Source organism: Enterobacter sp. SA187, assembly GCF_001888805.2.
In the GTDB taxonomy this organism is placed as follows: domain Bacteria; phylum Pseudomonadota; class Gammaproteobacteria; order Enterobacterales; family Enterobacteriaceae; genus Enterobacter_D.
The window spans coordinates 2488362-2509273 of record NZ_CP019113.1 but is presented as its reverse complement, the minus strand read 5'-3'; the positions used below and the strand labels follow the sequence as shown (position 1 = coordinate 2509273).

The following is a 20912-nucleotide window of genomic DNA, read 5'->3' as shown; positions in this document are numbered from 1 at the left end:
TTACTTCCCTTCAATAGCGGCGCGCAGGCCGCTGATTTGCAGATTTAAAAACGTCAGGCTGCTCTGATAATCCATACTGTTTTGCGAAAACCGCGCCTGCTCCGCGTCCAGATCGACGGTATTACCGTCCTGACTCGGTTGCAGGGGCACGCGGTACATCGCCACCGCCTTTGCCGCAGGCTGGTGAAAATTTGCCCGTTGCATCTCGGCGGCAAAATCAATATCTTTAGCCTTGAAATTTGGCGTATCCACGTTTGCCAGGTTGGCGGTGATTAGCTCGGTCCTCTCAAGACGTAACGCCACTGCCTGCGGATGTACACCAAATGCTTGCTGAAAACTGATGCCCATTCTTCTGCAACTCTCCTTCACTAAATTCTGACTGGCTGGCCCTTTAAGCAATTGGCGTGCCAATTTTTTAATTTATTGAAAGGTAAAGTTTTTATGAAGAATACCCCGTCGCCGCGGAAAGCCTTTTTCCGCCTTCCTTTTCCGCTGGCGGAAGCCCTGACGGCGGCCCTGCTGCTGCTGACATTCCCCGCCTGCGCGGTGATAACCGACAGCGCGCGACAGCAAATTAACCAGGGCGCGATCCAGCTTGCTGAGCAGACGGTAAAGAACCTGGCCGCGCAAAAGCAGTGGCCCGATTACCATTCCCGCTTCAACGTCTTTATGCCCGCCGCCGTCGCCAGCGCGGCCCCCTGCCCGCAACCGCCGATCTTTACCGCCAGCGCGAAAACGCTGCCGCGCCTCGGCTACAGCGTGCTCTGTCCTGGGGCGGCAGGCTGGCGCTTTACCGTGACGGTGAAAGCGGATATTTACCTGCCGGTAGTGATGCCCGCGCGGGAGATCGCGCGTGGCGAAACCCTGACCGCTGACGCGCTGACGCTGAAAAAATTTAATATCAGCAATCAACGTGGTGAGCTGGTGATGAAGATGGAAGAGGTGCTCGGCCTGACCGCCCGCCATGCGCTGCGGGTGAATACGCCGGTGAAGGCGAACGATGTGGTTCGGCCGCTGTGGGTGAAGCGGGATCAGGCGGTGACGCTGGTGTCGCGCAACGGGGAGATCACCGCGCAGACCAGCGGGGTGGCGCTGAAAAGCGGGCATCAGGGGGAGGTGATTAAGGTACAGAATGCGAGCAGCCAGCGGGTGGTGAGTGCGACGGTGGAGGCGCCAGGGGTGGTGGTGGCAGCGGTGGCGCAGTGAGCGGGGTGGTTAAGTGTGGTGGAATGTTCCGTTCACTTTGCGTTTCGTGTCAGGCGTGACGCCGCTGACGGTGAACGTGCTAAGGGGGCCACCGCGGCCCCCTTAGCAATCCCCGCGGCCCCGCACAGAAACCGGTGCTGCGCACTGCGCTCACCTCCCGGCCGTCTGCCCGCGGTCGGCTCGATTCGGCATCCTGCCTCATTTCGCCTCTGGCCGCCATCCATGGCGTCCAGCCCTTGTCATCCGGCCTCCGGCTCGCCGGTTTCAGCGGGGACTCAACCCCTCGCGTTAATTACGATGACGGTTTGTTACGACTGAGTGGCTTGAAGTTTATTTGAACTTACAGGAACCGCGATATTGGGTTTATAAAAAATCTGGAAGTGTGGGGAGTCCGGCTGAAAATCGCTGAGGCGTTCACTTACGGCCGGGGCAGCCCGCATGGATGCGGGCTGAGGGCGCGACTTGCAGGGACGCTGCATCGCGCCCGACCCGAAGCCGGAAGGGATAAGCCGAGGGCACCGCGAAGCGGCGATTTTCCTGCCGGGAGCCCGGGGGTGCAGGGGGCGGCGGCGACTGGCCGCCCCCTGCGCGCTCTGTGCACCCACTGTTAAAGCCGTACTAAGAAGTCAGTAAGAGCGCAACCTACCCGGTACCAAACGCAATAGTCACCAGAGCGCAATCTCCCCCCAGAAAAAAATCCCCTCCCCCCGTTTAAGTTTTCCTCGCTCCGCGCCGCTTTACACCAGCATACAGGGCATATCACCGCCCGCCGCCAGGACAAACCCTGCTTAATCAACGAGTAAACACCATGGCCATCACTAACGAGTCAGGTATTAAAATCAGACAGCTGCCGCTGGCCTCGCGCCCGACGACCACCTCGTCGCAAAAAAAATCTGCGGACGCGGCGGCGCAAACGATCGCCACCCTGCCGGGCGCAGAGGACATCACCCAGCAGGGGTTGCACACCGCGCAGTCCAGCCTTGACGGCGACGACAGCGAAAACGTCGACACGACACGCGTCGCAGAAATGCAGGCGCTGCTGGCTTCAGACGATTTTACCGTCGACACCGACGCGCTGGCCGCCTCGATGCTGGCCTTTTTCCAGTCGTAAGAGACATGCCCATGACCACCCGACTTGAGCAGGTAAAAAGCCTGCTGCGCGGCATCCGTCAGGATGAAGAAGATTACCGTCAGCTGCGCGCGCAGCTCGACGAACAGCGCCTGTGCATGATCCGCCGCGACAGCGACGCCCTGCTCGCCGTCAACGACGCCATCCACCAGCGCTATCAGCGTCTGAGCGACAGCGCCCGCGCCCGCCGCGAGACGCTGCTAAACCTTGGCGTCAGCGCTGACCGCGACGGCATCGCGCAGGTGTTCAGCTGGCTGCCTGCGGCACAAAAACACGCGGCACAACAGAGCTGGCAACAGCTGGAGCGCCAGGCGGCGTCCTGTCAGAGCTGTAACGAAAAAAACGGCGAACTGCTGACCATGCAGTACGAATTTGTGCAAACCTTCCTCGGCACGGGGCCCGATTTTATCTACCGCGGCTAGTCCCGGCGCGTATGAGAATCCTATGAACCAGATTGAGTGTTACGAACCGGCGTTTATCCGCCACTACCGGGCGCAGCATCCCGCTGCCATCCGCCAGCCGCTGGTGATCAACTGGCAGCATGAAGCGCGTTGTAGCCTGCTGTTAGACGATCCCGACTGCTGCGAGGCGGTGCTCGGCTCGCCGGAGGCGTTCGTTTTGCAGGTCAAAATGACCGAGCCGGTGCCGGGCGTGGCGGCGCTGCCGCAACATTTACAGGTGCTGAATCAGGCGGCGCTGGATATTGTCACCCTGCCCGATCTGAGCATTGACCTGCGCCTGTACGCCCTCGGCGTGATGCTCTCTTACGCACAAAAATTGCCTGCCGACAGTGATGATGCGCTGGAAACACTGAAATCGCTGCCGCAGACGCTGGCGGGTTACGCCGCCCGCGGCACGCTGGCGGAGATGTTCGCGCAGTTGCCGGTGATTGCCGGACCGCAGCGCCAGCTGATCGGCAGCCTTGGGCGTCTGCCTTTTGACTGGGATCGCCTGGTGGACTGCACGCGCAAAATGAGCCTGCCGTTGCAGCTCAGCCTGCTGGCGCTGGCTGATGCCAACAGCGAAGCCCTGATGCAGCAACAGCTGCTGGACGTGTGGGCGCGTGAAGGCCAAAAGGCCTTTGCGGACAGGCCGTGGATCTGGACCAACTATCTGGTGTATCGCCTCTATCATGAGACGTTTCCAGGCCAGGATCATCACGACATGCTGACCTGCTATCTGCACCTGGTGAGCGACTATTTTCTGCTGCGTTCGCTGTTCAGCCTGTGGCTGATGGATGGCTCGACCATCAGCCATGCGCAGGCCATCAGCCTGTTCAGCGTTTTCGAAGCCTGGCGTCTTGATGAAAAAGCCACCGCTGAACGCGCGGCGCTGCTGGCGGATCAACCGGATCCGCTGCTGACGGCGATCTCCCTGCTGGTCAGGTGATACCGCTATGTCACATCTCTCGCCAAAACCCAGTCTGATCGCCACGCTGCTGGACAACGCCGCGCCGCGCGGCGCTCGCCCGCTACCCTTTGTCAGCGTGGTGACGCCCACCTGGAACCGCGCCGCCTTTCTGCCTTATCTGCTGTATATGTTCCGCTATCAGGATTATCCGGCGGATCGGCGCGAGCTGATTATTCTGGATGACTCCGACACCAGCCAGATCGACACTATTAATGCCCTGACGAACAGCGATCCGGCGCGCTTTAATATTCGCTATATCCATCACCCTGAGCGGCTGGCGCTGGGCAAGAAACGCAATATGCTTAACGAGCTGGCGCGCGGGGAATACATTGTCTGCATGGACGACGACGATTTTTATCCGTCGGATAAGCTGTCGTATACCGTCAGTATGATGCAGCGTCATGGCGCGCTGATTTCCGGCTCCGATCGGATCCCCATCTGGTACAGCCATATTAATCGCATCTTTAAAACTCACGCCTTCGGCGAGCAGCATATTCTTAACGGCACCTTCGCTTATCACCGTAACTACCTGAAAAAACACCGTTACGACGATAACTGTAACCTCGGCGAGGAGCAGGCCTTTACCGATAATTTCACCGTCAACCCCTTACAGCTGCCGTGCGAGCGCACTATTTTGTGCATCTCTCACAGCCAGAACACCTTCGATAAAGATTTTATCCTCGGCAGCAGCCAGCCCGTCAGCCAGACGCTGGAAGAGGTGGTGACGGATCCGCTGCTGCGGGCCTGGTATCAGAGCCTGCACAATGCCACCGGCGGGCAGCCGGTGCAGTGGTCGCGTATCGACAAAATCCTTGTCATCAACCGCGATGCCCGCACCGACCGCTGGCAGCAGATGCAGCAAACACTGGCGGCGCTTCAGGTTCCGGCAGATAAAGTGCGGCGCGTGAGCGCCTGCGAGCATCCGCAGCCAGCGCTGGGCCGCACGCGCTCGCATCAGCAGGCGTTGCAGATGGCGCAGGATGAAGGCTTTGCCAGCGTGCTGGTGCTGGAGGATGACGCCCTGCTGCTCAGGCAGGAAAAACATATCAGCGGACTGAACGCGCTGCTGGCGGCGCTGCCGCATCTTGCATGGGAAGTGGTGCTGCTCGGCGCGCAGGTGACAAAGGGCCAGCCGATGAAAAGCCTGCCGGGGATGGTACGCGCCAGCGACAGCGAAAAAGTCTGCGCGTATCTGGTCAACCGGCCTTATTACCCGGCGCTGCTCAAACAGCTGCAGGAAGATCCGGCCATCCAACTGGAAGCGCGCTGGCAGCCGTTACAGGCGCGCGGAAAGTGGCTTTCCTTCTACCCGTGCATCAGCTATCAGCGGCCTGGCTTCAGCGATATCGAGCAAAAAGATACTGACCATATCCATTTCTATTTCAGCAAAATGGGCGGTAACCACCTGGCGGAAAAACGTAAAGCGCAACAGCCGCCGGTGGCAAACCGGCTGGGGAAAACCATCGGTTTTTTTCTGGAAACCGCCTTTCATTATCAGCTTTATCAGCCGATGATCGCTCCACTGCTTGCGGCCGGTTATCCCTGCGATCTGCTGGTAAGCGATCAGGTGCCGCAGGGATTGCGTCATGAACTGCAGCAGTTGCTGGCGGCGCTGGATGAGCCGCGCCTCAGCGGCAGCCGCCTTAGCGAGGCGATCAATCGCCGCCAGCAGTATGCCTGCCTGGTCAGCCCCTATTACACGCCGATGCTGAAATCGCTGGCAAAGGTGCAGGTTCGGGCGATGTATGGTCTGGCAAAAGAATCCTGGAATCATGCCTGGTGGAACGCCTTTTATGACCATATTCTCTGCTTCAGCCACTACAGCCAGCAGGCGCTGAACATCAATGGCAATGCAGTGGTGGTGGGCAATCCGCGCTTCGATAAATGGCATCGGGGTGACGTGGATCTGTCGGCGCTGGCAGGCCTGCGGCTGGATACAAAAAAACCGACGCTGCTGTATGCCCCCAGTTTCGGCACGTTAAGCTCTATACCGCACTGGGCGGGATCGTTGTCACGTCTGAGCCGTGAATATAACCTGGTGGTGAAACTGCACCACGGCACGCTGCACCGCGTCGAAGAGGCGGATGACCTGGCGTTAATCAAACGCCATTTCAAAAAATGCGTCACCCGCCATGATTTAACCCTGCCGTTGCTGGCGTGCGCCGACTATGTGCTGACGGATAACAGCGGATTTATTTTCGATGCCATCCACGCCGGGAAACGGGTTATTTTGCTCGACTGGGCGGGGATGGACGATCTGCTGGCTCAGGATGTGACTTACAGCAATCCACACAGCGCCGAGCAAAAGATCCGCGCGCTGCTGCCGGTGGCCGGCGATATGATCCAGCTTCGCCAGCAGCTGTCCGCTGACTCTGACTGGGCCTCGCGGGAGGCGGCGCTTGCTGACATTCGCCATCATTATTGTGACGCCTTCCGGGATGGTAACGCCGGGCAACGCGCCGCGGCGTGCCTGATGGCCGCCGTGGATACGCCAGCCGATCCGCAGGCCTTCAGCCTGCTGCACAGCCTGCGGCAGAAACTGTTTTAAGGATGGCTGAGAACGCGTCCGGCCAGTTCGATTATGGACGTGGTGGAAACCGAAGGGGTACGTGGCAGGTAAATTACCTGACACATATCCCTGAGATCGTCAAAGCGCCCCTGCCAGTCATCCCCCATCACCAGAACGCTGGCCTGGTGCTGGCGGATGTAAGCGCGTTTTAATTCCAGCGCCTGTTCAAGAAAGACCGCATCGACGCATTTTAACGCGCTGATGATTTGCAGCCGCGCCTGCTCATCATAGAGCGGGGCGCGCGACTTTTTTTGCCGGTTCAGTTGATCGGACGACACGCCCACCACCAGCCGATCCCCGAGCTTTCTTGCCCGGTTAAGAATATGCAGGTGGCCGATGTGAAAGACATCGAAGGTGCCAAAAGTAATGACGGTGCGCATGACTTTACTCCGGCCGCTTACGCTGGCGCAGCCAGCACTGGCTGGCGATCTCATCGAGCGATTTCTGGGCGTGGGTTTGCTGTTCCTGCCTCAGCGCCCGGCGCTGGTCGTTGAGGGTCAGTGCGACGATTTTTTCGTCGCAGGCGGCGCGAACGAGGTTTTTCTGTATGCGGTTGGCTTTGATTTTCGCGAGGGTTTTTTCCTGCTCCTGCCAGGCGATCACCCGTTGCAGACTGCCTTTGTAGCCGGTGACGTTTTTGAGAACTTCCACCGATGGCGCGTCGCTGCCGTTAATCTGCGTTTTATCGAACAGGTAGCCGAGCGCTTTGATATTGCTGTCGTAACGGGCGCACAGCTGCTGCTGTTCGGCGAGCTGTACGGTGATGTCTTTCACTCTGCGGTCGCGCAGCCGCTGAAGCTGCGCAAGGGTGGCGATCATTGGCTTCATTTTTTCACCTCTGCCTGTTTAGCGGCGGGAAAGAGCGCGCTGAGCTGCGCCTGTACGGCGTCGAGAGGCGCCGCCTCGTGCATCTCCTGACGCAAAAACCGCTCGATGACCGGAAAGAGTTTTACCGCTTTATCCACGGTAGCGTCGGCCCCGGCGACATAGCCGCCGAGGGGGATCAGCGGTTTGATTTCCATATAAGCGGCGTAATGCTGTTTAAGCAGCCGGGCGGCGCGCTGATGGGCAGCGGGAATAATCTGCGTCATACAGCGGCTGATGGACTGGCTGATATCAATGGCGGGATAGTGCCCCGCTTCCGCCAGTTTGCGCGTCAGCACAATATGCCCGTCGAGCACCGCGCGGGCGCAGTCGACGATGGGATCCTGCTGGTCATCCCCTTCCGCCAGCACGGTGTAGATCGCCGTCATCGAGCCATGACTGTCACTGTTGCCCGCGCTCTCCACCAGACGGGGAATAATGCCAAAAGCCGACGGCGGATAGCCTTTGGTGGCGGGGGGCTCGCCGAGCGAGAGGGCAATTTCCCGCTGCGCCATGGCGTAACGGGTGAGCGAATCCACCAGCAGCAGCACGTCATAACCCTGGTCGCGAAAAAACGCGGCGATGGCGTGGCACAGTTCGGTGGCCTTGAGGCGCATCAGCGGCGAGGCATCCGCAGGCGCCGCCACCACGATGGATTTTGCCAGGCCCTCGTCGCCCAGCGAGTGTTCGATAAACTCGTTAACTTCGCGTCCACGCTCGCCGATAAGCCCGACCACCACGATCTGCGCCCGCGTCTGACGGGTGATCATGCCGAGCAGCACGCTTTTGCCGACGCCGCTGCCTGCCATCAGGCCGACGCGCTGGCCTTTGCCGATGGTCAGCATACCGTTGATGGCTTTCACGCCCACATCCAGCGGTTCCGCCACCGGCTGGCGCGTCAGAGGGTTGATGGCGGGCGCGAGCGGCGCTAACAGATGGCTGCCGCCGGTTTTGCCTTTGCCATCAATCGGCTCGCCCAGCCCATTCACCACCCTGCCGAGCCAGCTTTCGCCGATCAGGATCTCCTGCGCTTTCTCTTCGGGGAAAACGCGCGCCCCGGCCATCAGCCCGGAGGGCGTTTTAAAGGGCATCAGATAGGTGATATCGCGGTTAAAGCCGACGGCCTGAGCCTCGATCAGCTCGCGATTAGCGCTTTCCACCCGACAGAGTTGCCCGGTGGCCAGCGGGCAGCCAACGCTCTCCAGCAGCAGGCCGTTCATGCGCACCAGCCGTCCGGCGACGCGGGCGAAAGAAATGGATTCAATGGAGCGCAGGGCGCTGTCAAACAGCGGATCGTCACGCATCCGGCGCATCCGGCACCAGCGTGTCGGTTAACACGCTCATGCACTGTTCGAGGCGGTGTTCACAGCCGACGTCCAGTTCGGAGGTGGGCGTCACCACGCGGCACTCTCCCGGCTGGAGATCGGCGGAGGGGGCCAGCCCCCACTCTTTCACTTTCGCCGGGGCGACGCTCTGAATGCGGGCGAACTCCTCGCTGCTTAAATAAACCTGTAGCGACTCCGGCACGGCGGGCAGCGCGGTGATCGCCTCCTCCACCAGCGCCAGCAGTTGCGTCGGTTGCAGCGCCAGTTCACAGCGGATCACCTGGCGGGTGACTTTTTCCACCAGTTGCAGCAGGTCGTCCCGTTGTTTGCGTTCGCAGTGCGCCAGATAGTCGTTCAGGCGGGCGGCAATTGCCTCCAGCGGCGCGGCGGCCTGATTAAACTGGCTCCGCCCTTCCTGCTGACCGGCGAGACTGCCCTCCGCGAAACCCTGACGATAGCCTTCTTCCTGACCCTGTTGCAGCCCTTCTGCATGTCCCTGCGCCTGGCCTTCGCTGAGGCCCTGGGCAAAGCCTTTTTGCAGCCCTTCCTGAAAGCCGTCCATCAACTGACGCTGAAAGTCAGCCGCAGAAAGCCCTGCGGCGGCGGGCGCAGTGGCAGAAATGGTGTGGCGCGGCGGGAAACGGTATACCCGGTAGCGGCCGCGAAGCGTATCCATTGGCGTGTCTCCTATTCTGCGGTCTGTTCGGCAAACAGCTGAAGCTGAATGTCGCCCGCTTCTTCCATTTCCCGCGCCACCGCCATGATCTCACGGCGTACCTGATCGATACGGCTGACCGGAACCGGCCCGAGGCGGGAGGTGATGGTTTCCAGCTGCTGCGCCTGGCGTTTGGGCATGACGGCGAAAATCGAACGCCGCAGCGCCGCTTCGGTGCCCTTGAGCGCCACCGCCCAGTCTTCCATCGGGATCTCATCCAGCAGGCGACGGCGCACCTCTTCGCTCTGGCGACTGAGGATAAAGAAGTCGTACATCTCATCCTGCAACTGCTCCAGCACCTCCTCATCCAGATCGCGAAGCTGTTCGAGGATCTGCTGCTGGTTGCCCTGAATACGGTTGACGATGTCGGCGGCCTGCTTGATGCCTTTCACCTTCGAGCCGTGCTCCGCCAGCACCGACAACCCGCGCTCGATCAGCCGATCCAGCTCGTCCACCACGTCACGGTTCACGTCGCTTAAGCGGGCGATGCGGTAAAGGATCTCGTTCTGCACCGCGTCAGGCATAAAGGCCAGCACGGTGGCGGCGATTTCCGGCGTCAGAAAGGCGAGGAATACCGCCTGCAATTGCAGATGTTCTTCGGCGATCAGCGCCGCCAGCTGGCGCGGCTCCACCCATTGCAGGCGCGCCATCCGCGAGCGGATCTCATCGCCGTAAATACCGTTAATGACGCTGCTGGCGATTTCGCCCCCCAGCGCTTTATTAAGAATGCCCTGCAACAGGCTGCGGGACGCGCCGTTGATGCCGCTCTGCTCGCGGAATTCGTCGAAAAAGTTGTTGATCACCCGCCGGGCGTGGCTGGTTTTTACGCCGGACAGACGCGCCATGTTTTCACTTAAACGCACCACTTCTTCGCGGCTGAGTTTTTGCATCACGGTGGCGGCGGCTTCTTCACCGAGGCACAGCAGCAAAATCGCCGCCTGCTCCAGATAGCTGCCCGCGCTGCCGGGCTTATTTATTGTCAATTCGCTCATTACTGGTAATCCATTGTCTGATCACTTCGGCAACGCGATCGGTATCGCTGATCGCCAGTTTCTGGAGGAACTCCAGCTTAATTTCCAGGCCGGAACTCTGCGCCGGTAAGGCGTCATCCCCGCTAAACGTCGGCAGCTCGATACTTTTGCGCTCGTCTTCGCCGGTGGCGGCGATCGCGGGCAGCGTGGCGTCGTCCGGTTCGTTGACCGGGCGCGCCGCCAGTTCCGCACGGCGTTTCTGGCTGGCGATGGTCTGACGCACCAGCGGGCGCACTACCATCAGCAGCAGTAACAGGCCGAGCAGTATCAGACCGCCGAGCTTCGCCCAGCCGAGAATGCTGTCGTTCTGCCACCATTTTTCCGGCGTGATGACCGGCGCGGCCTGGGGGATAAAGCTCAGCATCGACAGCGAGAGTTTGTCCCCGCGCGCCGGATCGATACCGGCGGCGTTATTCAGCATGGTGGTGACCTGGGCTATCTGTTCCGGCGTCCAGCTTTTGATGCTGGCGGCGCTCTGGTTGAGCACCACCGCCACATTGAGATGTTTAATGGCAAAGCCCGGATGCTGAATGTGCTGGATGGTGCGATCCCAGCCGTAATCGCGATCGCTTTCGCTGCGCTCGGAACGGGCGCTGTCATTTTTTGCGCTGTCGGTCCGGGGTTCAGCCAGCGGCGGGCGGTTGCTCAGCGAACCGGGAATACCCGCCGCCTGCGGATCGATAGTCTTGTCGGATTCCAGCCGTTCGTGGCTGACTTTCGGCGCATCCCCCAGCCGCTCCTGGGTTTCATCAATGGCGCTCAGGTCCAGCTCCGGCATCACGCTGATGCGGAAGTTGTCTTTACCCACCAGCGAGGTCAGCACATTGGCGAGGCTGGCGTGGGTTTTATCCTGAATATTTTTCAGCAGTTCGTTGTTTTTGCGCGTCATGGCGCCGGTGCGCGAGTCTTCGCCGACCTCTTCCGACAGCAGATTTCCCGCCTGATCCACTACGCTCACCTGCGAGGTTTTCAGTCCCGGCACGCTGCCGCTCACCAGATGCAGAATAGCGTTCACCTGCTCAGGGGTCAGCGTGCTGCCATAATGCAGACGCAGCACCACCGAGGCGCTATTTTGCGGTTCGGCGCTGACCACGAACGAGCTGCTTTCGTTAAGCGCCAGATGGACGCGGGCGGTTTCCACCGCGTCGAGGGTCATGATGCTCTGCGCCATTTCCCCTTCGAGGCTGCGCTTGTAGCGGATGTTCTGTACAAACTGGCTGCTGCCCAGCACTTCGTCTTTGTCCATCAGCTCATAGCCGGTGGGACTCAGCGCCTGCACGCCCTTCCCGGCCAGCGTCATGCGGATCTTAGAGAGCTGGGTTTCCGGCACCAGAATTTGTCCGGAACCGGGATCAATGCGGTAATCCACTTTTTCGCCGTCGAGCACCGTGATGATCTGCGACAGCGGCAGATGTTCCTGCGCGCCGTACAGCGCGGTATAACCCGCCTGGCTGTGCCACAGGCTGCCGACGATCACCGCGGTCAGCAGTACCGCCGCGCCGCCAAGCAGCGGCCATTTTTTATTGCCGCCCATCAGCGTCGTAAGGGCGGACAACGGGGCGGAAAAGCGTTCAGAGAGTGAGAGTTTCATGGGCTTATACGGACATGTTCATCAGATCGTTAACGCCGCTCGCCACTTTATTGCGTACCTGCACCAGCGCGGAAAAAGAGAGCGCCGCCTGCTGGCTGGCGATCATCGCGCCGACCAGATCGTCGCTGTCGCCCATTTCCACCGCGTTCTGCTGCATTTCGGCGTCCTGTTGCAGGCCGTCCACGCGGGATAGGGCCTGGCTGAAAATCTGATGGAAGGAAACTTCGCTGCCCGGCCGCATCTCGCCTGCGGCAACGGGAACGCCATTCGCAAGATCCTGCATCCGGTTCATCTCCTGCATCATATGGAGCGGCGGGGCGTTCGGGGTGAGGCGGGTGATCGTATTCATTGCATACTCTTGTTGATAAATAGGGATGGATAGCGGCAGTTAAAAGCAGAGGTCGATGCCCTGCTTACGCATTGAGGCCAGCCGGTAACGCAATGCCCTGGGGGTAATGCCGAGGAAGTCAGCGATTTTGCTGCGGTTGCCCTGATACTGGCGCATCAGATCGGCGATGTACTGATATTGCGCGTGACGGCCATGCTGTTGCAGGTTGTCCTGATTCAGGCAAAGGACGTCGCTGAGGTTGCGCGCCGGCGCCTGCCCGTGGTCCTGCGCCAGCGGAATGCCCAGCGTGCTGGCGTGGATCACCCCGTCCTGGCTTAAAATCATCCCGCGCTGAATGGTGTTTTCCAGCTGGCGCACGTTACCCGGCCAGCGGTACTGCAAGAGGGCGGTTTTCGCCCCTTCGGACAGGCGGATGGATTTGCCCACCATGCGGGAATATTTTTCGATAAAGGCCTGCGCCAGCGGCAGAATGTCGCCCACCCGTTCACGTAAGGCGGGCACGCTGATCGGCACCACCGAAATGCGGTAAAACAGATCTTCGCGAAAACGCCCGGCGGCCACTTCCGCTTCGAGGCTTTTATTGGTGCAGGCGATCAGCCGGAAATTGAGTTTGATGGCGCGATTGCTGCCCAGGCGTTCCACCTGATGCTCCTGTAATACGCGCAAGAGTTTGGCCTGCAACGCCAGCGGCATATCGCCAATTTCATCTAACAGCAACGTGCCGTTATTGGCCATTTCCAGTTTGCCCGGCACGGCATTAACCGCGCCGGTAAAAGCGCCTTTTTCATAGCCGAATAACGTCGATTCGAGCATGGTTTCCGGGATGGCGGCGCAGTTAATGCCAATAAAGGGCGCGTCTTTATCTTCGCCAAAGGCATGAGCGTGAATATATTTCGCCACGCACTCTTTACCTGCGCCAGTTTCGCCCTGGATTAATACCGGGATATTAAAACTGGCAACGCGTTTTGCTAATGAAAAAGCTTTCCTGCTGGCGGAGGCTTCAGCAATAAGAGTCGGCATTTTTTCTCTCACAGTTATGTATAAAGGTGATAGCGGGTGGAATATAAATCACGAGAGAACAATATCATTAAGCGGAAGGAAACAGCGGAAATTAATAAATCAAAAAATAATTAATGCTTAAAAATCAACCAATTAATTAATAAAACAGCAGAGCAACAGGCATAACAAAGGCGCAGCAATAATAAGCCACCCTGATTAATAACAGATTAATAATAATATTGACCGCAGGCGCTATTGTGATTTTTACCTCATTCCGGTTAAATGCGACTTCTCTTTTATGTACGGCCTGATAAGTACAGGCGACAATCATAAAGAGAAAATTAAAGGTCAGACTGTTTTAATTATCAGAATGTGAGCTTGTTCTCATAAACAGTTTTTCTGTGCGCCGGTATTCACCAAGAGATATAACACCAATGTTGAAGTACAGCCAAACCCGTGGAATATTCACGCTGGAGGGAAACCGTCTCGGTCGTCCCTGGCATCGCCTGCCGAATATGTTCACCCGCCGCTTTGACATTATTGAGTCGCGTATCGGTAGCTATTTCCTGAAAAAACACCGCTCCAGCGTCAGCCTGAAAAAAATCGGCTGCAAAATGGATGTCAGAAATAAACAGGCGGACCTGCTGGCCTCGCCGGTGGGTAATCTGGCCTTTGATATCGATCGCCCGCTGCTGCTCACCCTGCTGAATAATTTTTATGGCCTGGAGACGCAGCTGGAAAACGCCGCCAGCGGCGAGCGGCTGCCGACCAAAACGGAGATCCGCCTGCGCAACCGGCTGGCGCTGGATATCTGCCAGATGCTGTTCAGCGAGGACGCCCTCGGGCTGCCGCTGGCCATCAAAGCCGATAACAGCAATATTTGCAGCCAGTGGGCGTGGCAAATCACCTTCCAGCTGGACGACGACGGCAAGCGCAACTTTTATCTGCTGCTGGATAACGCGCACACCGATTACATCCTCAATATGCTGCGCAAAACCGAAAAACCGCAGCACACCGACACCCATGCCGAACGGCAGGCGGCGCAAAAAGCGCTGGTGCGCCAGGTGATCGATACCCTGCCGCTGTGCCTGAATGTGCGGGTGGCGGATTTAACCCTCAGCGTCGCGGATCTGACGACCATCAAAGCCGGCGATATTTTCCCGGTAGCTTTACCTGACAAATTCCCTGTGTTCATCGGCCAGTCAGAGCTGTTTAAGGCGCTGATTGTCGAAGATCACGACAAGCTTCTGCTATCTGACATTCGCGAAACCCTCGCCGGAAAATCCTATGACTAACGAGATCGATTTACTTGAACAGGGCTTCGAGCTGGCTGACGACGCCGGTGAAGCCGCCCCTGCCGCCCCTGCCGCGCCCGCCGCGCCGCTCACCGATTCCATGGGCCTGCTGAAACGCATCCCCGTCACCCTGACGCTGGAAGTGTCCTCTGTCGAGGTGATGCTGGCGGATCTACTGAACATTGATGATGACACCGTTATTGAGCTGAACAAGCTGGCGGGCGAGCCGCTGGACATCAAAGTGAACAATATTCTGCTGGGAAAAGCGGAAGTGGTGGTGGTCAACGAGAAATATGGTCTGCGGGTGCTGGAGTTTAATACCCGGGACATCAACGAACTGACGCCATGAAACGCTCACTGATCTGGCTTTCCGGCAGCGTGCTGCTGCTCTCTCCGGCCGTCTTCGCGCAGGGGGGCGACATCACGCTGTTGCAGGTGGCGACGCACGGCGCGACCCAGGATATGACCGTCAAGATGCAGGTGCTGATCCTGATGACGCTGGTCGGGCTGCTGCCGACCCTGCTGTTGATGATGACCTGCTTTACGCGCTTTATTATCGTGCTGTCGCTGCTTCGCCAGGCGCTGGGCCTGCAACAGACGCCGCCGAACCGTATTCTCATCGGCATCGCGCTGTCCCTGACGCTGCTGGTGATGCGCCCGGTATGGCTGAATATTTACGATCATGCGGTGGTGCCCTTTGAAAACGACCAGATCACCCTGCCGCAGGCGCTCTCCACCGCCGCCTCGCCCCTCAAGCGCTTTATGCTGGCGCAGACCAATAAAAAGGCGATGGCGCAGATCATGACCATCGGCGGCGCGAAGGGTGAAGCGGCGGATCAGGATCTGTCGATTGTGGTGCCTGCCTTCGTGCTGAGCGAGCTGAAAACCGCTTTCCAGATCGGCTTTATGATTTACATCCCCTTCCTGGTCATCGATCTCATCGTCGCCAGCGTGCTGATGGCGATGGGCATGATGATGCTGTCGCCGCTGATCGTCTCCCTGCCCTTTAAGCTGATGCTGTTTGTGCTGATTGACGGCTGGGCGCTGACCGTAGGCACGCTCACCAGCAGTATTCGCGGACTGGGGCTGGGCTGATCATGATAACTGTTGATGTGGCGGCGGATCTCGTCGCCAGCGGTATTAAGGTGGTGATCGTTCTGGTTTCGGTGCTGGTGGTGCCGAGCCTGCTGGTCGGGCTGTGCGTAAGTATTTTCCAGGCGGTCACGCAGATCAACGAGCAGACGCTGAGCTTTCTGCCGCGCCTGATTGTCACGCTGATCGTACTCGGCGTCTGCGGTAAATGGATGATCGTGCAGTTAAGCGATCTCTGTACCCACCTGTTTGCCCAGGCCGCGCTGCTGGTGAACTGAGATGACCACGCTCACTATCACGCAACTGATGAACCTGGTACTGGGGCTGTGGTATCCCTTTGTGCGCATTATGGCCTTTTTCCACTATGGCCCGGTGTTCGACAGCAAAGCCTTCAGCGTGCGCATCCGCATTGTGATCTCCCTGGCGCTGGCGGTGATGATCACCCCGCTGGTGCCGCATCCGGTGCCGGAGGGGTTGCTGACGATGTCGATGCTGATCCTGACGGTGGAGCAGATCCTCTGGGGCCTGCTGTTCGGCCTGATGATGCAGTTTGTCTTTCTGGCGCTGCAGCTTGGCGGGCAGATCCTCTCCTTTAATATGGGGATGAGCATGGCGGTGATGAACGATCCCAACAGCGGCGCGTCCACCACCGTGCTGGCGGAGTTTATCTATATCTATGCCGCGATCCTGTTTTTCGCTATGGACGGGCATCTGCTGCTGGTCAGCATTCTTTATAAAGGCTTTCTCTACTGGCCGATTGGCAACGCCCTGACGCCGCAGACCCTGCGCAGCGTGGCGCTGGGCCTGGGCTGGGTGTTTGCCTCCGCCACCCTGCTGGCGCTGCCGACCACCTTTATCATGCTGGTAGTACAGGGCGGGTTTGGCCTGCTCAACCGCGTGTCCCCGGCGCTGAACCTGTACTCCCTCGGTTTTCCCATCAACATGCTGGCGGGACTGGTGTGCTTTGCCGCACTGCTCTACACCCTGCCGGATCACTATCTGCATCTGGCGAATTTTGTTTTAAGCCAGTTTGACGCCCTGAGAGTGCCCCATGGCTGACGCCTCGCAGGATGAAAAAACAGAAAAGCCCTCGGCGCAGAAACGCCGTAAGGCGCGACAGGACGGGCAGTTGCCGCGCTCCAAAGATATGGGGCTGGCGGCCAGTCTGCTGGCGGCGTTCATCGTGCTGTTGAACAGCTTTCCCTGGTACTGCGATTTTGTGCGCGAAGGCTTTATTACCGTCCATCAGTACGCGCAGGAGATCAACAATCCGGATGTACTGGGGCAGTTTTTGCAGCATAACCTGCTGATCCTGATGAAGTTCATTCTGACCCTGACGCCGATGCCGCTGGCGGCGCTGGCGGCGTCGCTGGTGCCCGGCGGCTGGCTGTTCGTGCCGAAAAAGATCTTACCGGACCTCAATAAGATCAACCCGATCAAAGGCGTCGGGCGGCTGTTTTCCAAAGATCACCTGATTGAAACCGGCAAGATGGTGCTGAAAAGCCTGGTAGTGCTGGCGCTGCTGTGGTTCAGCGTGCGCCACAATTTTGCCGCCTTTATGGCGCTGCAATCACAGCATTTTGCCAGCGCCGTGCACCACGGGCTGTCGTTATACGCCAGCGTGATGCAGAACATGGTGATGCTGTTCGTGCTCTTTGCGGTGCTGGATATTCCGCTGGCGAAACATTTGTTTACCCGCGGGCTGAAGATGACCAAACAGGAAGTGAAAGAGGAGTACAAAAACCAGGAAGGGAATCCGGAGATCAAAGCCAAAGTGCGCCGCATGCAGCGCCAGATCGCCATGGGGCAGATCCGCCGTACGGTGCCCGCGGCAGACGTGGTGATCACCAACCCGACCCATTACGCCGTGGCGCTGAAATATGACACCACCCGCGCCGCCGCTCCCTTTGTGGTGGCGAAAGGCACCGACGACATCGCGCGCTTTATTCGCGAGGTGGCGCAGGAGCACAAGATTGAGATCGTCGAATTCCCCACCCTGGCGCGCTCGGTGTACTTCACCACGCAGCTTAATCAGCAGATCCCTCATCAGCTTTTCCGCGCCATCGCCCACGTGCTGACCTATGTCCTGCAACTTAAATCCTGGCGCGCCGGAATGCAGGACAAGCCGCAACTTAACCGACATATTTCCATCCCTAAAGAGGTTCTGAAACAGGATGCAGAAAAACATTAAGCAACTTCTGACGACCGTGCGGGCCGGGCATCTCGGCGTGCCGCTGGTGCTGTTGTCTATTCTGGCGATGGTGATTTTGCCGCTGCCGCCGATGCTGCTGGATATTCTTTTCACCTTTAACATCGTGCTGGCGGTGCTGGTGCTGCTGGTGAGCGTCTCGACAAAACGCCCGCTGGAGTTCAGCCTGTTCCCAACGGTATTGCTGATCACCACCCTGATGCGCCTGACGCTGAACGTCGCCTCCACCCGCGTGGTGCTGCTGTTCGGTCATGAAGGGATAGGCGCAGCCGGTAAGGTGATCGAGTCGTTTGGTCAGGTGGTGATCGGCGGTAACTTTGTGGTCGGTTTTGTGGTGTTCATTATTCTGATGATCATCAACTTTATCGTCGTCACCAAAGGCGCAGAGCGTATTTCTGAAGTGTCCGCGCGCTTTACCCTCGACGCCATGCCCGGTAAACAGATGGCGATTGATGCCGATCTGAACGCTGGTCTTATCAATCAGGCGCAGGCGCAGGCCTGCCGTAAAGAGGTGACCAGCGAAGCGGATTTCTATGGTGCGATGGACGGGGCCTCGAAGTTTGTGCGCGGCGACGCCATTGCCGGGATGATGATCCTCGCCATCAACCTGATCGGTGGCGTGTGCATCGGCATCTTTAAATACAATTTAAGCGCTGACGCGGCCTTCTCTCAGTACGTGCTGATGACCATCGGTGACGGCCTGGTGGCACAGATCCCGTCGCTGCTGTTATCGACGGCGGCGGCGATCATCGTCACCCGCGTCAGCGACAGCGGCGAGATCGCAGGCGAGATCAAAAAGCAGCTGCTGGCCACCCCATCGGTGATTTACACTGCCAGCGGCGTGATGTTTATTCTCGCCATCGTGCCGGGGATGCCGCACCTGCCCTTCCTGGCGTTTTCAGCGCTGCTGGCCTTCGCCGCCTGGCGTCAGAGCAAGCAGCCCAAAGCCTCAGAAGCCGAAGTACAAAGCCTTACCACGCTCAGTAAAACCCTGACGGAAGCGCCGGAGCAGCAGGTGAGCTGGGAGACCATCCCCACCATTGAGCCGGTGAGTATCAGCCTTGGCTATAAGCTGGTGTCGCTGGTGGATAAAAGCAAAGGCAGCCCGCTGACGCAGCGCATTCGCGGCGTGCGGCAGGTGATCTCCGAGAGCAACGGCATACTGCTGCCGGAGATCCGCGTGCGTGAAAACTTTCGCCTCAAGCCCACCCAGTACGCCATTTACATTAACGATATTAAAGCCGACGGCGGCGATATTGTCGCCGACCGCCTGATGGCCCTGCCCTCCGGCGAAACTTATGGCGAAATCGACGGCGTGCTGGGTAACGATCCGGCCTACGGTATGCCGGTCACCTGGATCACCCCGGCGCAAAAAGCGAAGGCGCTGAATCTGGGGTATCAGGTAATCGACAGCGCCAGCGTGATCGCCACCCACCTTAATAAAGTGCTGCTGAGCCATATTCCCGATCTGTTTAACTATGACGATGTCACCCAGTTGCATAACCGGCTGGCGGCGCAGGCCCCGAAGCTGGCGGAAGATCTCAGCGGCGTGCTGAATTACAGCCAGTTGCTGAAGGTCTATCGCAGCCTGCTGATGGAGCGCGTGTCGCTGCGGGATATTGTCACCATTGCCACCGTGCTGGTGGCGAGCGGCGCGGTGTCGAAAGATCCGATTTTACTGGTGGCCGATGTGCGTCTGGCGCTGCGGCGCAGTATTACCCATAACCTGGTGCGTAATGGGGCGCTGGCGGTCTATACCCTCGCCGGTGAACTGGAAAATCTGCTGCAAAACGTGGTCAATCAGGCGCAACAGGGCGGCAAGGTGATGCTGGACAGCGTGCCTGTTGAGCCGAATATGCTCACCCAGTTCCAGGAAAATATGCCGCAGGTGCAGGAGCAGATGAAAGCCGCCGGAAAAGAGCCGGTGCTGCTGGTCGCGCCGCAACTGCGACCGTTGCTGGCCCGCTACGCCCGACTGTTCGCGCCGGGACTGCATGTGCTTTCCTATAACGAAGTGCCGGATGAGCTGGAACTGACTATCCTCGGCCACCTGAATTAATTATCAATTCGTTATCATTAATCGGGCCATCGCTATGGCCCTGAAGGTAAATCTGAGACAATCCAGGGAAAAGGATCTCAGTAATATCATCCAGGGATGAGGATAATGTCAGAGAAAAATAAGGACCCGCACCGCATTCCGACCGATCGATACTATAAATCGATGGAAGAATTTGTCCGCGAGCAGGAAGTGAAACGCCTGCGGGAAAAAGCCCGTGCGGAAGAAGCGGCGCAGGCCGCCGCGGGCGGCGTGGTAAGTCTGGTCGACGTGGTGGTGATTATCCTCATCTTACTGTTCTTCGTCTGTCTGCTTCCCCTTGTCGACGTTTAATTGATCAGCGCACGGTGTTATTCATAATCACCCGACGCCCGCCCAGAAAATGCCGCTGCCAGTATTCGGTATTGAGATCGCTGATGCGGATCCGCTCCCCGGTACGCGGCGATTCAATAAAGCGCCCGTCCCCCAGATAGACGCCCATATGATCCGCTTTATGATCGCTGTGAATGCGGAAAAAGAGTAAATCGCCGCGTTGTAAATCCCGGTCGGCGATATTTCGCGCCTGCGGGAAGTGGTACATCTGATCGGCGGTGCGCGGCAGTCTGGTCGCCAGCATGCTGTTATAGGCGTAATAGACCAGCCCGCTACAGTCGAATCCCTCCTCCGGCGTCTCGCCGCCCCAGACATAAGGCTTGCCCAGCTGCTGTTGCAGACGGTTGATGATGGTATCGGTCACGTGCAGCAGGTAGCTGTTGCTCACCAGTCCGGTGCCGTCCTGCAAATGGGCGCGCATCGGGGTAAACCATTCCGGATGCTGCTCCAGCCTGCGGCGGTTTTGCGCGCGCAGGGCCGCTTTTGCCTGCGCATTACCCCGCACCACCGGCGTGGTATGGGCGATTTTCAGTTGCTGCCTTGTGCGTAACAGTTCGCGGTTATGCTGGCGCTGGCGCGCGGCATAGCTGAGAGTTTTCTTCACCGGCGGCGCGTGAGGGGCGGAAAAGGCGTTACCGCTGGCGACAAGCGTCGTCAGCAGCACGAGGGTTTTTACTCTGAATGCGAACATAAGCGTTTA

Annotated in this window: 23 protein-coding genes; 13 read left to right on the top strand and 10 right to left on the bottom strand. The window is 58.7% G+C overall.

The annotated features are described in order from the left end of the window. A complete protein-coding gene (locus BMF08_RS11985; RefSeq protein ID WP_072567799.1) occupies positions 1-348 on the bottom strand; it encodes a flagellar basal body protein in 348 nt (115 codons plus the stop codon). Between the two features lie 93 nt (positions 349-441). Between BMF08_RS11985 and flgA the strand changes: the two genes are divergently transcribed. From flgA to BMF08_RS11955, 5 genes are all read left to right on the top strand, one after another. Next, entirely contained in the window at positions 442-1206 is a 765-nt protein-coding gene (gene flgA, locus BMF08_RS11980; RefSeq protein WP_083580902.1) for a flagellar basal body P-ring formation chaperone FlgA, read from the top strand. Between the two features lie 808 nt (positions 1207-2014). Next, positions 2015-2317: a flagellar biosynthesis anti-sigma factor FlgM gene (locus tag BMF08_RS11970; RefSeq protein WP_072567797.1), complete on the top strand. Its 303-nt coding sequence runs from the start codon at positions 2015-2017 to the stop codon at positions 2315-2317. 11 nt (positions 2318-2328) lie between these two features. Next, positions 2329-2757 (top strand): flagellar protein FlgN, encoded by a 429-nt coding sequence (flgN, locus tag BMF08_RS11965; RefSeq protein WP_072567796.1) that lies wholly within the window; start codon positions 2329-2331, stop codon positions 2755-2757. 22 nt (positions 2758-2779) lie between these two features. Then, complete coding sequence (locus BMF08_RS11960) at positions 2780-3724, top strand: hypothetical protein (RefSeq protein WP_072567795.1); 945 nt, start codon at positions 2780-2782, stop codon at positions 3722-3724. Positions 3725-3731: 7 nt separating this feature from the next. Next, positions 3732-6293 carry a glycosyltransferase gene (locus BMF08_RS11955; protein WP_072567794.1) on the top strand — a complete coding sequence of 854 codons (2562 nt, stop codon included), beginning with the start codon at positions 3732-3734 and terminating at the stop codon, positions 6291-6293. On the opposite strand, the gene BMF08_RS11950 is transcribed toward BMF08_RS11955, so the two are convergent. The 8 genes from BMF08_RS11950 to BMF08_RS11915 all read right to left on the bottom strand — a co-directional run bounded on the left by BMF08_RS11950 (position 6290) and on the right by BMF08_RS11915 (position 13209). After that, positions 6290-6694 carry an adenylyltransferase/cytidyltransferase family protein gene (locus BMF08_RS11950; protein ID WP_072567793.1) on the bottom strand — a complete coding sequence of 135 codons (405 nt, stop codon included), beginning with the start codon at positions 6692-6694 and terminating at the stop codon, positions 6290-6292. The two genes, BMF08_RS11955 and BMF08_RS11950, sit on opposite strands and share 4 nt — an antisense overlap. Positions 6695-6698: 4 nt before the next feature. After that, on the bottom strand, positions 6699-7142 hold the full coding sequence (locus BMF08_RS11945) for a flagellar FliJ family protein (RefSeq protein WP_072567792.1): 444 nt from the start codon (positions 7140-7142) through the stop codon (positions 6699-6701). Continuing rightward, positions 7139-8482 carry a flagellar protein export ATPase FliI gene (gene fliI, locus BMF08_RS11940; protein ID WP_072567791.1) on the bottom strand — a complete coding sequence of 448 codons (1344 nt, stop codon included), beginning with the start codon at positions 8480-8482 and terminating at the stop codon, positions 7139-7141. Before fliI ends, BMF08_RS11945 begins: the two co-directional genes overlap by 4 nt. Beyond that, entirely contained in the window at positions 8475-9179 is a 705-nt protein-coding gene (gene fliH / locus BMF08_RS11935) for a flagellar assembly protein FliH (RefSeq protein ID WP_072567790.1), read from the bottom strand. The genes fliI and fliH overlap by 8 nt, the downstream gene beginning before the upstream one ends. An 11-nt stretch (positions 9180-9190) precedes the next feature. Next, positions 9191-10210 (bottom strand): flagellar motor switch protein FliG, encoded by a 1020-nt coding sequence (locus BMF08_RS11930; protein ID WP_072567789.1) that lies wholly within the window; start codon positions 10208-10210, stop codon positions 9191-9193. After that, positions 10188-11783 (bottom strand): flagellar basal-body MS-ring/collar protein FliF, encoded by a 1596-nt coding sequence (fliF, locus tag BMF08_RS11925; RefSeq protein WP_234007227.1) that lies wholly within the window; start codon positions 11781-11783, stop codon positions 10188-10190. The genes BMF08_RS11930 and fliF overlap by 23 nt, the downstream gene beginning before the upstream one ends. Before the next feature lie 61 nt (positions 11784-11844). Next, the gene (locus BMF08_RS11920) at positions 11845-12189 is read right to left on the bottom strand and encodes a flagellar hook-basal body complex protein FliE (RefSeq protein ID WP_072567787.1); all 345 of its coding nucleotides are present in this window, start codon (positions 12187-12189) and stop codon (positions 11845-11847) included. Positions 12190-12228: 39 nt separating this feature from the next. After that, positions 12229-13209, bottom strand: a complete 981-nt coding sequence (locus BMF08_RS11915; protein ID WP_072567786.1) for a sigma-54 interaction domain-containing protein — start codon at positions 13207-13209, stop codon at positions 12229-12231. A 413-nt stretch (positions 13210-13622) separates the two neighbouring features. On the opposite strand from BMF08_RS11915, the gene BMF08_RS11910 reads away from it, so the two are divergent. From BMF08_RS11910 to BMF08_RS11875, 8 genes are all read left to right on the top strand, one after another. Continuing rightward, positions 13623-14483 carry a FliM/FliN family flagellar motor switch protein gene (locus tag BMF08_RS11910; RefSeq protein WP_072567785.1) on the top strand — a complete coding sequence of 287 codons (861 nt, stop codon included), beginning with the start codon at positions 13623-13625 and terminating at the stop codon, positions 14481-14483. Beyond that, positions 14476-14832, top strand: a complete 357-nt coding sequence (locus BMF08_RS11905) for a FliM/FliN family flagellar motor switch protein (protein WP_072567784.1) — start codon at positions 14476-14478, stop codon at positions 14830-14832. The genes BMF08_RS11910 and BMF08_RS11905 overlap by 8 nt, the downstream gene beginning before the upstream one ends. Beyond that, positions 14829-15578 carry a flagellar type III secretion system pore protein FliP gene (fliP, locus tag BMF08_RS11900; RefSeq protein WP_072567783.1) on the top strand — a complete coding sequence of 250 codons (750 nt, stop codon included), beginning with the start codon at positions 14829-14831 and terminating at the stop codon, positions 15576-15578. The genes BMF08_RS11905 and fliP overlap by 4 nt, the downstream gene beginning before the upstream one ends. 2 nt (positions 15579-15580) lie before the next feature. After that, positions 15581-15853, top strand: coding sequence for a flagellar biosynthetic protein FliQ (locus BMF08_RS11895; RefSeq protein ID WP_072567782.1), 273 nt, complete (start codon positions 15581-15583; stop codon positions 15851-15853). A gap of 1 nt (position 15854) precedes the next feature. Next, on the top strand, positions 15855-16634 hold the full coding sequence (fliR, locus tag BMF08_RS11890) for a flagellar biosynthetic protein FliR (RefSeq protein WP_072567781.1): 780 nt from the start codon (positions 15855-15857) through the stop codon (positions 16632-16634). Further along, on the top strand, positions 16627-17766 hold the full coding sequence (gene flhB / locus BMF08_RS11885; RefSeq protein ID WP_072567780.1) for a flagellar biosynthesis protein FlhB: 1140 nt from the start codon (positions 16627-16629) through the stop codon (positions 17764-17766). Before fliR ends, flhB begins: the two co-directional genes overlap by 8 nt. Then, positions 17750-19843, top strand: coding sequence for a flagellar biosynthesis protein FlhA (locus tag BMF08_RS11880; protein ID WP_072567779.1), 2094 nt, complete (start codon positions 17750-17752; stop codon positions 19841-19843). The genes flhB and BMF08_RS11880 overlap by 17 nt, the downstream gene beginning before the upstream one ends. Positions 19844-19948: 105 nt before the next feature. Beyond that, positions 19949-20173, top strand: coding sequence for a hypothetical protein (locus BMF08_RS11875; protein ID WP_072567778.1), 225 nt, complete (start codon positions 19949-19951; stop codon positions 20171-20173). A gap of 4 nt (positions 20174-20177) precedes the next feature. Here the strand turns inward: BMF08_RS11875 and BMF08_RS11870 are convergent, their stop codons facing one another. Next, a complete protein-coding gene (locus tag BMF08_RS11870) occupies positions 20178-20903 on the bottom strand; it encodes a C40 family peptidase (RefSeq protein WP_072567777.1) in 726 nt (241 codons plus the stop codon). Positions 20904-20912 lie beyond the last annotated feature (9 nt).